This window comes from Mycobacterium sp. PTI7 (assembly GCF_056679845.1).
In genome coordinates, this window is the sequence record NZ_CM155252.1 from 937,304 (window position 1) to 950,856 (window position 13,553).

Annotated in this window: 12 protein-coding genes; 6 read left to right on the plus strand and 6 right to left on the minus strand. The window is 69.7% G+C overall.

The window, feature by feature from the left end; all coding sequences use genetic code 11:
• Positions 1-38: 38 nt before the first annotated feature.
• Positions 39-713, minus strand: a complete 675-nt coding sequence (locus tag AC1MEY_RS04560) for a ScbR family autoregulator-binding transcription factor (RefSeq protein ID WP_480229536.1) — start codon at positions 711-713, stop codon at positions 39-41.
• 62 nt (positions 714-775) lie between these two features.
• Entirely contained in the window at positions 776-1,471 is a 696-nt protein-coding gene (locus AC1MEY_RS04565) for a TetR family transcriptional regulator (RefSeq protein ID WP_480229537.1), read from the minus strand.
• A gap of 544 nt (positions 1,472-2,015) precedes the next feature.
• Here AC1MEY_RS04565 and AC1MEY_RS04570 point away from each other — a divergent pair.
• Complete coding sequence (locus AC1MEY_RS04570; protein ID WP_480229538.1) at positions 2,016-2,927, plus strand: FAD-binding protein; 912 nt, start codon at positions 2,016-2,018, stop codon at positions 2,925-2,927.
• Here the strand turns inward: AC1MEY_RS04570 and AC1MEY_RS04575 are convergent.
• The 3 genes from AC1MEY_RS04575 to AC1MEY_RS04585 are packed head-to-tail and all read right to left on the minus strand — an operon-like array spanning position 2,895 to position 7,598.
• On the minus strand, positions 2,895-4,751 hold the full coding sequence (locus AC1MEY_RS04575; protein ID WP_480229539.1) for a bifunctional diguanylate cyclase/phosphodiesterase: 1,857 nt from the start codon (positions 4,749-4,751) through the stop codon (positions 2,895-2,897). The genes AC1MEY_RS04570 and AC1MEY_RS04575 overlap by 33 nt on opposite strands.
• A gap of 4 nt (positions 4,752-4,755) precedes the next feature.
• Complete coding sequence (locus tag AC1MEY_RS04580) at positions 4,756-6,882, minus strand: Rv1355c family protein (protein ID WP_480229540.1); 2,127 nt, start codon at positions 6,880-6,882, stop codon at positions 4,756-4,758.
• Positions 6,879-7,598: a hypothetical protein gene (locus AC1MEY_RS04585; protein ID WP_480229541.1), complete on the minus strand. Its 720-nt coding sequence runs from the start codon at positions 7,596-7,598 to the stop codon at positions 6,879-6,881. The genes AC1MEY_RS04580 and AC1MEY_RS04585 overlap by 4 nt, the downstream gene beginning before the upstream one ends.
• 375 nt (positions 7,599-7,973) lie before the next feature.
• Between AC1MEY_RS04585 and AC1MEY_RS04590 the strand changes: the two genes are divergently transcribed.
• Positions 7,974-8,426, plus strand: coding sequence for a MaoC family dehydratase (locus AC1MEY_RS04590; protein ID WP_480229542.1), 453 nt, complete (start codon positions 7,974-7,976; stop codon positions 8,424-8,426).
• 9 nt (positions 8,427-8,435) lie between these two features.
• Here the strand turns inward: AC1MEY_RS04590 and AC1MEY_RS04595 are convergent, their stop codons facing one another.
• Positions 8,436-9,614: an acyl-CoA dehydrogenase family protein gene (locus tag AC1MEY_RS04595; RefSeq protein WP_480229543.1), complete on the minus strand. Its 1,179-nt coding sequence runs from the start codon at positions 9,612-9,614 to the stop codon at positions 8,436-8,438.
• A gap of 94 nt (positions 9,615-9,708) precedes the next feature.
• Between AC1MEY_RS04595 and fabG the strand changes: the two genes are divergently transcribed.
• The 4 genes from fabG to AC1MEY_RS04615 are packed head-to-tail and all read left to right on the plus strand — an operon-like array spanning position 9,709 to position 13,553.
• Complete coding sequence (gene fabG, locus AC1MEY_RS04600) at positions 9,709-10,449, plus strand: 3-oxoacyl-ACP reductase FabG (RefSeq protein ID WP_480229544.1); 741 nt, start codon at positions 9,709-9,711, stop codon at positions 10,447-10,449.
• Positions 10,449-11,669, plus strand: coding sequence for an acetyl-CoA C-acetyltransferase (locus AC1MEY_RS04605; RefSeq protein WP_480229545.1), 1,221 nt, complete (start codon positions 10,449-10,451; stop codon positions 11,667-11,669). Before fabG ends, AC1MEY_RS04605 begins: the two co-directional genes overlap by 1 nt.
• Positions 11,666-12,859: an acyl-CoA dehydrogenase family protein gene (locus tag AC1MEY_RS04610; RefSeq protein WP_480229546.1), complete on the plus strand. Its 1,194-nt coding sequence runs from the start codon at positions 11,666-11,668 to the stop codon at positions 12,857-12,859. The genes AC1MEY_RS04605 and AC1MEY_RS04610 overlap by 4 nt, the downstream gene beginning before the upstream one ends.
• On the plus strand, positions 12,843-13,553 hold the full coding sequence (locus AC1MEY_RS04615; RefSeq protein ID WP_480229547.1) for a GntR family transcriptional regulator: 711 nt from the start codon (positions 12,843-12,845) through the stop codon (positions 13,551-13,553). The genes AC1MEY_RS04610 and AC1MEY_RS04615 overlap by 17 nt, the downstream gene beginning before the upstream one ends.

The window sequence follows — 13,553 nt, forward strand, 5'->3', positions numbered from 1 at the left end:
CCGTCCGTCGGAACATGTCCTCGAGACAGTAAACCTGGTTAGTCAGGTGGGGAAGGCGCGGGCTCCGCCGGCTTGGGATACCGCAGCGACTGGCGGGCCAGGAACTCGCGGTAGTAGGCCAGGGAGTCCGCTGAGACCAACGCAGGCAGCATGATGGCCCAGACCCGGCTGAACCGTGCCCGGAGGTCCTTGCTGTCCGCGAGAGCGCTGCTGAGCAGCTCCGCGCCGAGCATCGCACCGATGATGGTGTTGCTGGCCTCCGCGGGATCGAGATCGGCGAGCAGGTCTCCCTCGGCGATCGCGCTGGTGGTCAGCAGCGTCATCTCGTCGAGCAGGGTGGCGTAGGTCTGCTTGGCCGCCGGGTTGAAGCCGCCGAACGTCCGCAGCAGCCGCCCCGCGGCCTGTGCCACGCGGTCGTTGCCGAGGACGTCGGTCACCACGAACAGGCCGTGCACGATGTTCTCCATCGCCGGAGAGCTGGACCGGCCCGCTGCCCGGAACGCCTCGAGGACCGTGGTGGCCCCCTCTTCGATGATGGTGGTGGCGAGCGCTTCCTTGGACTCGAAGTGGTAGTACAACGCGCCCTTCGTCAACTCGGCGCGCTCGATGATGTCTGCCAAACCAGCTGCGGGATAACCGATCTCGTTGATCAGATCTATTGCGGAGTCGATAATCCTCCGTCGGGTCGCCTCGGATCTTGCCTGGCGCACCACCTTCGGCTACCTCCGTCGGGTCAGCTGTCGCAATTGACGTGTCATTCGATTAGGTCCGGCAATCATAGATTGTCGGCGCGGAACGGTGCCGCATTCCTGATCGCGAGCGCGGTGCGGCGTCGGATGAAGGCGGTGAGGTAGTCGAGTCTGCCCGGCACGACGAACCCCGGTATCGCCAGCAGCCAGGTGCCCTCCAGCTCGCGCAGGAACGTTGCCGGATCGTCGAGGTTGCTCGTCTGGCGCAGGCCCATGTAGAGCGACACGACCATCCGCGCCACGTCGCCGTGGTCGACGTCGTCGCGCACGTCACCCTCCTGCGCCGCCCGGCGCACCAGGTCGGCGAACGACGCCACCCAGACGGCCAGCAGCTTCGACTGCAGGCCGTCGAACCTGCCCAGCGCCTCGAGCAGGTTGAACCCCGCGCGGGCCATCTGCGTCCCGATGTCGTCGACCGCGATGGCGTAACAGGTCTCGATCATCGACTCGAGGCCGGGCAGCGAGCGGAAGTGCGGCTGATCGAACAGCTCGCCCGCCACCTCCGCCCGGTACTCGACGATCGCGGTCGCCAGTTCGTGCTTGGACCGGAAGTGGAAGTAGAGCGCGCCCTTGGTGACGTCGGCGTCGTCCAAGATGTCGTCGAGGTTGACCTGGCTGTACGCCTTGTCGGCGAGTTGGCGCGCCGCGGCGTGCAGGATCGCCAGCCGGGTGCCGTCCTGGCGTCGGTCGGGCTGCTCGCGCTCGTCGGCGGGGCCCGTCATCCGGGCGCCCCCGTCGTCGTCAGCGGCCCGGGGTCCCGGCTCGGCGTGCTGGATCGTCGATCGCGTGCTGCCGTCATCGCCGCCCTCGATCCTCGATCCGTGTCGTCTACGGCCGGCGCCGTCCGGCCCCGATTGTGGGATCAGTCGTAGCCAATTTTGCTCCGAACTTCTAGTCATGGCTAGACCAGCAGAACATTCCAATAGTATGTAAAGTCGAAGGGGTGATGACTCTTGGTCTGATGCCTCGCGGCACGGGTCGCCGGGTTTCCGGCAGCCCTGCCGGGCGCGTCCGGCTCGCGCCGTCGTCACCGTCCGTCGGATGCGCGGGGGCACCGACCCCCGGTGGGCGTCCGTCGCATCCGGCAAACAATCTTCGATTCGTTGTCGGCAGTGGCCCGGATGGTGGGCCGCACCGTGGGGACCGTCACATCTCCACAGTCCAGCGTGCGGGGTCGCGGCCCGGCACCGTCGTCGAGCGGCCGGTGTCGTCCGCCCGCCGATGCTCCCGTGTCGATCTAGAGCAACTCAGAGGTACATGACGCGCATGTGGGATCACGAAGTCGACCTCATCTCCATCGGTGCCGGAATCGGCGGCCTCGCGGGAGCCATCGCCACCGTCGACGCAGGTGGTGACGTGCTCGTCGCCGGCGCCCCGACGGTGCGTCCGCACGGCGAAACGGCCGTCGCGACCCGTCACCGGGTGCACTCACTGGGCGGGTGGCTGCCGACCGCGATCGCCGATCCCGACACCCGGGATTTCTTCGCTGGATTCGCCGAATGGGTACCGGAATCGGCGTTCGTCGCCCGGGACGTGCCGGTGCCGGTACGGGTCGCCACCCCGATCGCGGGCGGTCAGCCCGAACCCTTCCTCGGCTCGCGACTCGCCGACTGGGCGGCCACGTGCCTCACCTCGCCGTACGGAATGCTCTACTCCAACGTCTTCGGCTGGGGTCGCACCACGATGCGCGCGGCCGACGGCGGCACCATCGAGGTCGCCCCGCTGGGCACCATGACGTGCCGCCAGGGCGTCGGCGCAGCCGCACTCCGCGAGTGGATGGCCGACGAGGCGCGCGACCGTGGCATCGACGTGCTCGACGACACGCCGCTGAGTCGTCTCGTCTTCGAGGCCGGCCGGGTGACCGGAGCCGTCTTCACCACACCCGATGGCGAGTTCGCGGTGCGGGCCCGGCGCGGCGTCACCATGGCGCCCGACGACCAGGACTGGATCACCCCCGCGGGCGCCGAGGGCCCGGCGGACGGCGAGTCACGCCGCGTCTGCCTGGTCGGACGCACCGCGGGCCGCTTCGGTCGGGTCGAACTGCTCGCCGCGGAGCGTCCGTCCCGCGCGGAGGGCATCCGTACGACGTGCCCCGCCACCCGGCGGTCGCTGCTCGTCGGACTGCACGACGCGCGTCAGGCGCGGTCAGCCCTCGGTCGCTGCGGGAAAGTGGACTGACACCCGGCCCTGCTCCAGCAGCGCCAGCATGTCGTCGCCCGACAGCGGCTCCGACAGCAGGAAACCCTGTGCCCGGTGACAGCCGTGGTGCAGCAGCGTCAACGCGGCCGCCTCGGTCTCGACGCCCTCGGCCACCAACTGGAGTCCGAACGCGTCGGCCAGCGCGATGATCGCGCGGACGATCGCGAGGTCGTCGGGGTTCTCGCCGAGGTCGGTGACGAACCCCCGGTCGACCTTGAGCACGTCGACCGGCAGCGACTTCAGATGCGAGAAGACGCTGTAGCCGGTGCCGAAGTCGTCGATCGCGACGCGCACCCCCGCATCGCGCAGGCCGTTGAGCGTGATCGTCGTGGTCTCCAGGTCGTGCACGACGACGCTCTCGGTGATCTCCACGCACACCGAGCCCGGGGGCAGGTCGAACTCCCTGAGGATCCCGGCCACCGTCTCCACGAACCCGGACGCGACGAGCTGGACCGGTGACACGTTGACCCGCAGCTCGACGTCCCGACCCGCCCCGGTGGCCCGCCAGCGGGCGAACTCCGCGCAGGCCGTCCGCATCACCCACCGGCCGAGTTCGCCTGCGAGATTGATGGATTCGGCCACCGCGATGAACGAGGCGGGGGAGAGCAACCCGCGGGTGGGGTGCTCCCAGCGGACCAGCGCCTCGGTGGCGAGCACCCGGCCGGTGCGCATGTCCACCTCGGGCAGGTACCTCAGGAACAGCGCGCCGTTCTCGATGACGTTCTGCAGGTGCAACTCGATGTCGTTGCGGAACTCCGACTCCAGCGCCATCGCCTCGTTCGCCATCGCGACCTGGTTGCCGCCCTCGGCCTTCGCGGTCATCACCGCCTGATCCGCACGGCGCAGGAGTTCGTTGGTGGTGTCGTGCCCGGGTTCACCGAGCGCGACGCCGATGCTCACGGTCCGGTTCAGCATCTCGCCGTCGATCGCCACGCGCTCGCGCAGCACGCCCAACAGCCGGTTGGCCAGTTCCTCGGCCTCGTCCGCCGAGGTGGGGTCGGCGGGCACCACCACGAACTCGTCACCGCCGAGGCGGGCGATGTGGCTCGACCGCTTGGTGCCCTGCTGCAACCGGTCGGCCAGCACCCGCAGGAACCAGTCGCCCGCGGTGTGCCCCAGGTAGTCGTTGATCGTCTTGAGCCGGTCGAGGTCGAAGAACAAGGTGGCCACCGGGCCGGCGGCGCCGGGTGCGAGCCGCGTCTCGAGGTGGTCCAGGAGCGCCCGGCGGTTGTACAGCCCGGTCAGGTCGTCGTGCTCGGCGAGGTGGCGCAGCCGCTCCTCGGCCGTCACGCGGGCCTGCACCTGGGCGAAGAGGGAACCGATCGCCTCGAGGGCGTTCAGCTCCTCCGGCCGCCACTCGCGGTCGCCGAACTTGACGAAGCCGATGATGCCGGTGGTCACGTCACCCGAGACCAGCGGAGCCGCCGCCATCGACGTCTGCGGAATGTTCCGGCCCTCTTCGATGCGGCGCTGGTAGTCCTGGTTCTCGGGCCGGAACACCAGGGGCTTCTTGCCGTGCTCGGACGCCGCGAAGACCGGGTCGGCGTCGGCGAAGTACACCGTGCCGAGGGGGTCGGGGTCGGGGACACCGGGACGCTGCGGCCACTCGGCGATCAGGACCGAGGCGCGGATCGCGTGGTCGTTGTACCGCAGGAAGCTCACGTCGACGTCGAAGTACTCGACGAGCATCCCGAGCACGCCCTGCGCCACCGACTTGGACGTGGCAGCACTCGACGCCATCAGGTCGACGGCGACGTTGGTCACCAGTCGATCGAGGCTTACGCGAGGCGTCTGCGTGGACATCCGGTTAAGAATATCGCTGGTCGTGGATGTTGATGCGGCGTCTCCGGCTCTTGACCGATGTCGGAGGTGTGACGGCGAGCCGCAGGATCAGCGCGGGCACCTCGTCCGCCAGCCCGGCGAGGTCGGCGAAGCGCCTCCGGAGGTCGCCGAGCGCGTCGGCGTGATCCGGCGAGACCTCGCGCAGGTCGGCGTCGGAGCGGGCATAGATGAAGGCAGGCGAGATCGGCTGCACGGACAGGTCCAGTTCCTGCGCGGTGACCCACACCGCCTCGACCGCCGCGCCACCCCGGGCGTAGTCCGACAGCGTGTCGCCCTCGATCGTGACGACGGCCAGCGCGCTGCTCGCGGTCACCCGCGACCAGGTGTCGGCGCCGAGTATCCGCCCGCCGTCCCAGGAGGCCAGCGCCGTCATCACCTCGGGCCGCTTGAGGATGTCGAGTGCCAACAGGGTGCCCGCGTCCAGCTCGAGGCTGCGGACGTCGATGCCCGAATCCAGCGGGTCGGCGCCGGGCCAGCGCAGCTCGGCGGTCATCTCCCGGTGCAGTGGCGGGGTCAGATACCGGATGCGGTCCGCGGCCGCGAGGATCTCGGCGGCCGCCGCGACCTGATCGCCCGCGGACAGCACCCGCAGCCCGCCGCCCTCCCGGACGGCGGCGTCGGTGAGGGCGGCGAGGACCGCGCCACTCAGCGTCGTCGGTTCCCCGCGATGGCGGTTGGTCTCGCGGCGCAGCACGGCGGGATACAGCCGGGCGCGCTCGGGATCGGTGCCCGGCGCCAACGTGACGGTCGCCGACAGCGGCGAGCGCTCGGTGGGCTCGGCGTAGCGGACGCGTGCCACCACCTCACCGGACGCGGCTGCGGCGACCTCGGCGTTGAAGACCGCGGCGCCGATCGCGACGGCGCTGCCGCGGAAGCCGACGTCCATGGTCGACGATAGGTCGGGCGCGAGCAGGATCTCGACGGTGTCGCCAGCCGCCTCGATCGTCCACGGCTGGGAGTTGCCCCCCGACGGCGCCCGATGCGCGGCGGCGACGATGGCGCCGAGCGTCGACCCGGGTGCCGGCGGGTCGGCGGGATCGCGAACGTCGGTTTCGGCGGGGGAGCGGGGCTCCTCGAGCCGGTCGAGTGCGGCGCCCGCGTCGAGGCGGGTGCGACCGGAGGACAGCGGTGCTCCCAGTCCGATCCGACGGACGGCCTCGGCAACGCCGCCGGCGCCGAGCGTGACGTCCCCGGCCAACTGCGGCCACGTCGCCAGCGCGTGCCCCACCTCGAGCAGCGACGCCGCGGCGCGGGCGTCGAGACCCGCCGCGTCGACCAGTCGCATGACCCGAGGCACCTTTTGCTGGCTGCTCAGGGTCGCCAATTCGGCAACGTCGACGTCGCCGAGCAGACCGTGGAACAGCGGGCGCTCCGGCTCGAGGTCGAAGCGCTCGACGTCGATGAGTCCGCGGTCGCTGGTGGCCATGACCACCGGTAGCCGGCGACGCCTCGCCTCCTGCCGGACGAGGGCCTTGATGTCGAGTGAGTCACATTCCTCGATGACGACGTCCACGCCGTCGAGGAACGCGTCGACGCCGTCGGTGGTGACGCCAGACGGCCACGGGTGCACCGTCAGATACGGGTCCAGTTCGGCGATCCGGCGGGCGGTCGCGACGGCCTTGTTGACGCCCAGATCGAAGATGCTGGCGGGCACGCGGTTCAGGTTCGACAACTCGAGTTCGTCGAAGTCGGCGAGGCGCAACTCGCCGCAGAGCCCCTGCGCGGCCAGCGTGTGGGCGATCACGTGACCCGAACTCAGGCCGACCACGCCGACCACCAGGGTGCCCAGCAGGTCCTGTTCGTCGATCGTGATGAGGTTGCGGTTGCGGTCCAGTCGTAGCCGCCGAAAGGACCGCGGACCAAGCACTTTCACGATCGTGCGGCGCCACGGATAGTAGGCCCAGCGGGGCGGTTCGGACGCGAGGTCTGCGCCGTACGACGTCTCGGCGAGCGCGGCGCGCTGCGCCTCGAAGGCGTCGAGTGCCGCGATGGACGGGTCCGACCGCAGGCGGTCCAGGGCGGCGCCGTCGGCGTCGCTCGAGGTGTCCAGCAGCACCGCGCCGAACCCCAGTTCGCCGGGGGGTGAGGTCACAGGGCGATCGCCGCCAGCGTGGACACCATGGAGGTCTCCCGGAGGATCTTCGACACCTGTTCGGGGTCCGCGTGATTGGCGAACGTGCGCCTGTCCCACCACATCATCTTGGTACGGTAGCGCTCGTCCGGATACGGGGCAGCGGGTATCGGGGCGACGACGCCGCCCGACGAGCCCCAGCGCTCCAGGACGTGCGGCGCCGAGGTTGCCATGCAGAACTGGATGCCCATCAACTCCATCGCGTGAAACCCACTTCGGGCGAGTGCGGTCGACACCGGGCGGGCTCGATCGCGTGCATCCGTGGTCCACGCCGACTTCATCTCCAGGATGCCGAACGGGACGCGGTCGTCGATCATCTTGCGCACCATGGGCAGACCGGGGTGGCCGGCCCACTCGACCACGGCGTGCGAGTCGTCGGCGCCCGTCAGCGGCCCCTTGGCCCTGACCCCGCCGATCACGTGACCGTCGTCGTCGACCATCGCCCAGAACATCGCCGTGTCGGCGCCGTCGACGATCGCGTCGACGTCGAGAGCGGCCTGCACGCCGTACCGCTGATAGCTCTGCTCGGCGCCGCGCAGGTAGTCCGACCACAGGCCCGGGTCGAGTTCGGGTGAGGACAACACCATCGTGGCCGACGAGTCAGGGTCCCACCAACTGATGGTCTCGGCCATCCGGAAGTCGGCGACGTCGTCGAATTGCACGCTCGGAACGCTCATTCTTTGCCCCATTCTTAGAGCAGCCGGCGCCGAACTACGGCGCCTCTGGCTGCCGTCATTCGCATCGGAATTAATGCGAATCGCACAGTCAGTATTGGGCCGCAGAGGGCCCATTTCCAACCCACGGAGCATGGTTACTGACGGGTTCTTCGCAGGTCACACGGCCTAAGTCACTGAATCTTGCATGACCGTCAAAACCCTGCAATGTCCATTTCGGGTGTTGTCCCAGCGTACGAACGTTCCCGGCAAAATTCGGCGACGAAACAAACCAATTCCCTGATTTATCAGCAAATGGGTGATTGTGTTCACGAGTCGTAGCGACTACATGTATTAGCGGCGGCGTTCGGCGCCGCAGGGCCATCGAGAGGAGCAGGCGTGAAGGTGTTCAAGGATCTGAACGAGTTTGCAGCGGCGCAGGGCAGCCAACTCGGACCCACCGAGTGGATGGAGATCAGCCAAGATCGCGTCAACCTGTTCGCCGACGCCACGGACGACCACCAGTGGATCCACGTCGATCCGGCCAGGGCTGCCGACGGTCCGTTCGGCGGGACCATCGCGCACGGGCTGCTCACGCTGTCGCTGCTGCCGCACTTCTCGCACGACCTGTACCGGGTGGAGGGCATCACCCTCGCCGTCAACTACGGCTACAACAAGGTCCGCTTCATCACGCCGGTGAAGGTGGGCGCGAGGATCCGGGCGCGTGGCGAGGTGAGCGAGATCAAGCAGCTCGACGGCGCCGTGCAGGCGACGACGACGATCACCGTCGAGATCGAGGACTCGCAGAAGCCGGCTGCGGTCGCGGAGTCGATCGTCCGTTACATCGCCTGAGTTCCGGCGTCAGCGGTCGCGCTGCGCGGCCTTGACGAGCCCGCCGCCGATGATGAGCCGCTGGATCTCGCTGGTGCCCTCGTAGAGGCGCAGCAGCCGGACCTCGCGGTAGATGCGCTCGACGGGGACGCCCCGCATGTATCCCGCGCCGCCGTGGACCTGCACGGCGAGGTCGGCGACCCGGCCCACCATCTCGGTGCAGAACAGCTTCGCCGTCGACGGGGCGATCCGCCGGTCCTCGCCGGAGAGCCACAGCCGGGCGGTCTCGCGCACCAGGGCGCGGCCCGCCATGACACCGGCCTGCTGGTCGGCGAGCATGGCCTGCACGAGCTGGAACTCGCCGATCGGCGTGCCGCCCTGGGTGGCGGTGGCGGCGTAGCGCACGGATTCGTCCAGCGCGCGCTGCGCGGTGCCGACCGACAGGGCTGCGATGTGGATGCGCCCGCGCGCGAGCGACGTCATCGCCGCCCGGTAACCGATGTCGACGGCCCCGCCGATCACCGCGTCGTCGCCGACCCGCACCTCGTCGAATCCGACGTCGGCCGTCCAGGCGCCCTCCTGGCCCATCTTCGCGTCCTTGGGACCGACGGTGACCCCGGGCGCGTCGGCGGGGACGAGGAAGACGGCGATGCCGGGACCGTCGGCGTCGGCGGGACGGGTACGGGCGAACACGATGAACAGGTCGGCGGTGGGCGCGTTGGTGATGTACTGCTTCTGCCCGCTGATCAGCCAGTCGTCCCCGTCGCGGACGGCCTTGGTGCGCAGTCCCGCCGGGTTGGACCCCGCGCCCGGCTCGGTGAGCGCGAAGGACGCGACCACGTCGCCCGAGGCGATGCCGTCCAGCCACCGCGTCTTCTGCTCGTCGGTGCCGAAGCCGACGAGGACCTGACCCGCGATGCCGTTGTTGGTGCCGAACATCGACCGCAGGGCGAGCGTGGTGTAGCCGAACTCCATCGCCATCTCGACGTCCTGGGCGATGTTCAGGCCGAGCCCACCCCAGTCCTGCGGGATGGCGTAGCCGAAGAGTCCGAGCTTCGCGGCCTGGTCCCGGACGTCGTCGGGGACGCGGTCGTCGGCTGCGATCTCCGACTCGCGCGGCACGACGACGGTCCGCACGAAGTCGCGCGTCGCCGACAGGATGTCGCCGAAGTCCTCGTCGCTGACGGTGTCGGTGGCGATGTCGGCCATGTCGTCTCCAGGCTCCTGCTCGGGGTGATGCGCGGACGACGAGGATCATATTTTATGTTTGATCGGACGACGCGACTGAGAGGGTGGACGACCCATGGGACTGCTTGACGGACGGACGGCCGTGGTGACCGGCGGCGCACAGGGGATCGGCTTCGCGATCGCCGAGCGCTACGTCGCCGAGGGTGCGCGCGTCGTGCTCGGCGACCTCGACCCCGAGGCCACCGACGCGGCGGTGGCCCGGCTCGGCGGACCGGACGTCGCGCGCGCGGTCCGGTGCGACGTCACGAACGCCGACGAGGTGGAGGCGCTGGTGGCCGCTGCGGTCGACGCCTTCGGCAGCCTCGACGTGATGGTCAACAACGCGGGCATCACCCGCGACGCCACGATGCGCAAGATGACCGAAGACCAGTTCGACCAGGTGATCTCGGTCCACCTGAAGGGATCCTGGAACGGCACCCGCAAGGCCGCCGACGTCATGCGCGAACAGAAGAGCGGCGCGATCGTCAACATCTCCTCGATCTCCGGCAAGGTGGGGCTGATCGGCCAGACCAACTACTCGGCCGCCAAGGCGGGCATCGTCGGACTCACCAAGGCCGCCGCCAAGGAGGTGGCGCACCTCGGCGTGCGGATCAACGCGATCCAGCCCGGCCTCATCCGTTCCGCGATGACCGAGGCCATGCCGCAACGCATCTGGGACGCCAAGCTGGCCGAGATCCCGATGGCGCGCGCCGGTGAACCCAGCGAGGTGGCGTCGGTGGCACTGTTCCTCGCCTCCGACCTGTCGTCCTACATGACCGGCACGGTGCTCGAGGTGACCGGGGGGCGTCACATCTGATGAGTCGTCCGGCCGTCATCTGCGAGCCCGTCCGCACCCCCATCGGCCGCTACGGAGGCATGTTCCGCAGCCTGACCGCCGTCGACCTCGGCGTCGCCGCGCTGCGGGGCCTACTGAGCCGCACCCGGATCGCGCCCGACGACGTCGAGGACGTGATCCTCGGGCACTGCTATCCCAGCATGGAGGCGCCGGCGATCGGTCGCGTCGTCGCACTCGACGCGGGGCTGCCGGTGACCGTGCCGGGCATGCAACTCGACCGGCGCTGCGGATCCGGGCTGCAGGCCGTCATCCAGGCGGCGATGCAGGTCTCGACGGGGCAGAACGACCTCGTGGTGGCGGGTGGCGCCGACTCGATGAGCAACGTGGTCTTCCACTCGACCGACATGCGGTGGGGCGGCGCGCGCGGCGGGGTCGCGATACACGACGCCCTGTCCCGCGGCCGCAGCACCGCCGGTGGGCGCGACCACCCCATCCCCGGCGGCATGCTGGAGACCGCGGAGAACCTGCGCCGCCAGTACGGGATTCCCCGCGACGAGCAGGACGAACTCGCGGTCCGGTCGCACCGGCGCGCCGTCGCCGCGCAGCGGGACGGGTCGATGGCCGAGCAGATCATCCCGGTCACGGTGTCCTCGCGATCGGGTGACACCGTGATCGACACCGACGAACATCCGCGCGCCGACACGTCGGTCGAGGCGCTCGCCACGCTGAAACCGGTGCTGCTGAAGCAGGATCCGGAGGCCACCGTGACGGCGGGCAACTCCAGCGGTCAGAACGATGCGGCGTCGATGTGCATCGTGACCACCGAGGAGAAGGCCGCCGGCCTGGGGTTGACGCCGCTGGTGCGCCTCGTCTCCTGGGGAGTGGCGGGGGTGCCGCCGGAGGTCATGGGCATCGGGCCGGTGCCCGCCACCGCGGCCGCGCTGGACAAGGCGGGTCTGACGCTCGCCGACATGGACCTGATCGAGCTGAACGAGGCCTTCGCCGCGCAGGCGCTGGCGGTGACGCGGGAGTGGGGCTTCGGCGCGGCGGACTTCGACCGCACCAACGTGGCGGGCTCCGGCATCTCGCTCGGGCACCCGGTGGGGGCGACGGGCGGCCGGATGCTGGCCACGCTCGCCCGCGAGATGCACCGCCGCGGTGTGCGATACGGGCTCGAGACCATGTGCATCGGCGGCGGCCAGGGTCTGGCTGCGGTCTTCGAGAGGGTGGGCCAGGCATGACCAGACTCGCGCAGACGGTCGGCCTGACCGACGTGCAGACCGAGATCGTCGCCACCGTGCGCGACTTCGTCGACCGCGAGGTGATCCCGACCGCGCAGGAGTTGGAGCACGCCGACGCCTACCCCCAGGCGATCGTGGACGCGATGCGGGACATGGGCCTGTTCGGCCTGATGATTCCCGAGGAGTACGGCGGGCTGGGGGAGTCGCTGCTCACCTACGCGTTGTGCGTCGAGGAACTGGCCCGCGGCTGGATGAGCGTGTCCGGCGTCATCAACACCCACTTCATCGTCGCGTACATGATCCGCCAGCACGGCACCGACGAGCAGAAGCAGCGGTTCCTGCCGAGGATGGCCACCGGCGACGTGCGCGGGGCGTTCTCGATGTCGGAGCCCGAACTCGGCTCGGACGTCGCGGCGATCCGCACGCGCGGCGTGCGCGTCCCCGAGGGCGGCTACGCGATCACGGGCCAGAAGATGTGGCTCACCAACGGCGGCAGCTCCACTCTGGTTGCGGCGCTGGTGAAGACCGACGAGGGCGCCGAGAAGCCGCACCGCAACCTGACGGCGTTCCTGATCGAGAAGCCGGCCGGCTTCGGCGAGGTGTCGCCCGGGCTGACCATTCCGGGCAAGCTCGACAAGCTCGGCTACAAGGGCATCGACACCACCGAACTGATCTTCGATGGGTACCGGGCGTCGGACGACGACGTCCTGGGCAACGCCCCGGGTCGCGGCTTCGCGCAGATGATGGACGGCGTCGAGGTGGGCCGGGTGAACGTGGCGGCCCGCGCGTGCGGGGTCGCGGTGCGCGCATTCGAACTCGCGGTGCGGTACGCCCAGCAGCGCAGCACGTTCGGCAAGCCGATCGCCGACCACCAGGCGATCGCATTCCAGCTCGCCGAGATGGCGACCAAGGTGGAGGCCGCGCACCTGATGATGGTGAATGCCGCCCGGCTCAAGGACTCCGGCGAGCGCAACGACGTGGCGGCGGGCATGGCGAAGTATCTGGCCAGCGAGTTCTGCGCCGAGGTCACGCAACAGAGCTTCCGCATCCACGGCGGGTACGGCTACTCCAAGGAGTACGAGATCGAACGGCTGATGCGCGACGCGCCGTTCCTGCTGATCGGCGAGGGCACCAGCGAGATCCAGAAGACGATCATCAGCCGGAATCTGATCGATGAGTACCGACTCTGAGCCCGGCTTCGCGCCGCGTCCGCAGCTCTCCGAGGACGTAGCCCGCTACGTCCGGCGGCGGATCCTCGACGGCACGTTCGCCGCCGGTGCCTACCTGCGACTGGAGCAGCTGGCGGCGGACGTGGGCATCAGCGTCACGCCGGTGCGCGAGGCGCTGCTCAACCTGCGCGCCGAAGGCCTGCTGGTGCAGCATCCCCGTCGCGGCTTCATGGTGCTCGAGGTGACCGCCCGCGACATCGCCGACGTGGCGTCGGTGCAGGCGTTCATCGGCGGCGAGCTGGCCGCCCGAGCCGCCGTCGCCATCACCGACGAGCAGCTGGCCGGGCTGATCGCGATCCAGGACGACCTCGAATCGGCCTACGACACCGACGACCTCGAGCGGACCGTCCGGCTCAACCACGAGTTCCACCGCGCGATCAACGTGGCCGCCGGCTCGCCGAAGCTGACGCACGTCATGTCCGCCATCACGCGGTACGCGCCGGAGTCGGTGTTCCCGACGCTGGAGGGCTGGCCGCGGCAGTCGATCAAGGACCACCGCGCCGTGATCGCCGCATTCGAGCGCCGCGACGCCACGCGCGCGAGAACCGCGATGGCAGAACACTTCTCCGTCGGCGTCGAACCACTCACCGACCACCTGATCGGACGGGGCGTCATCGTCGACGACGCGCGGGCCGAGGCGGCCGGCGGGTCATAG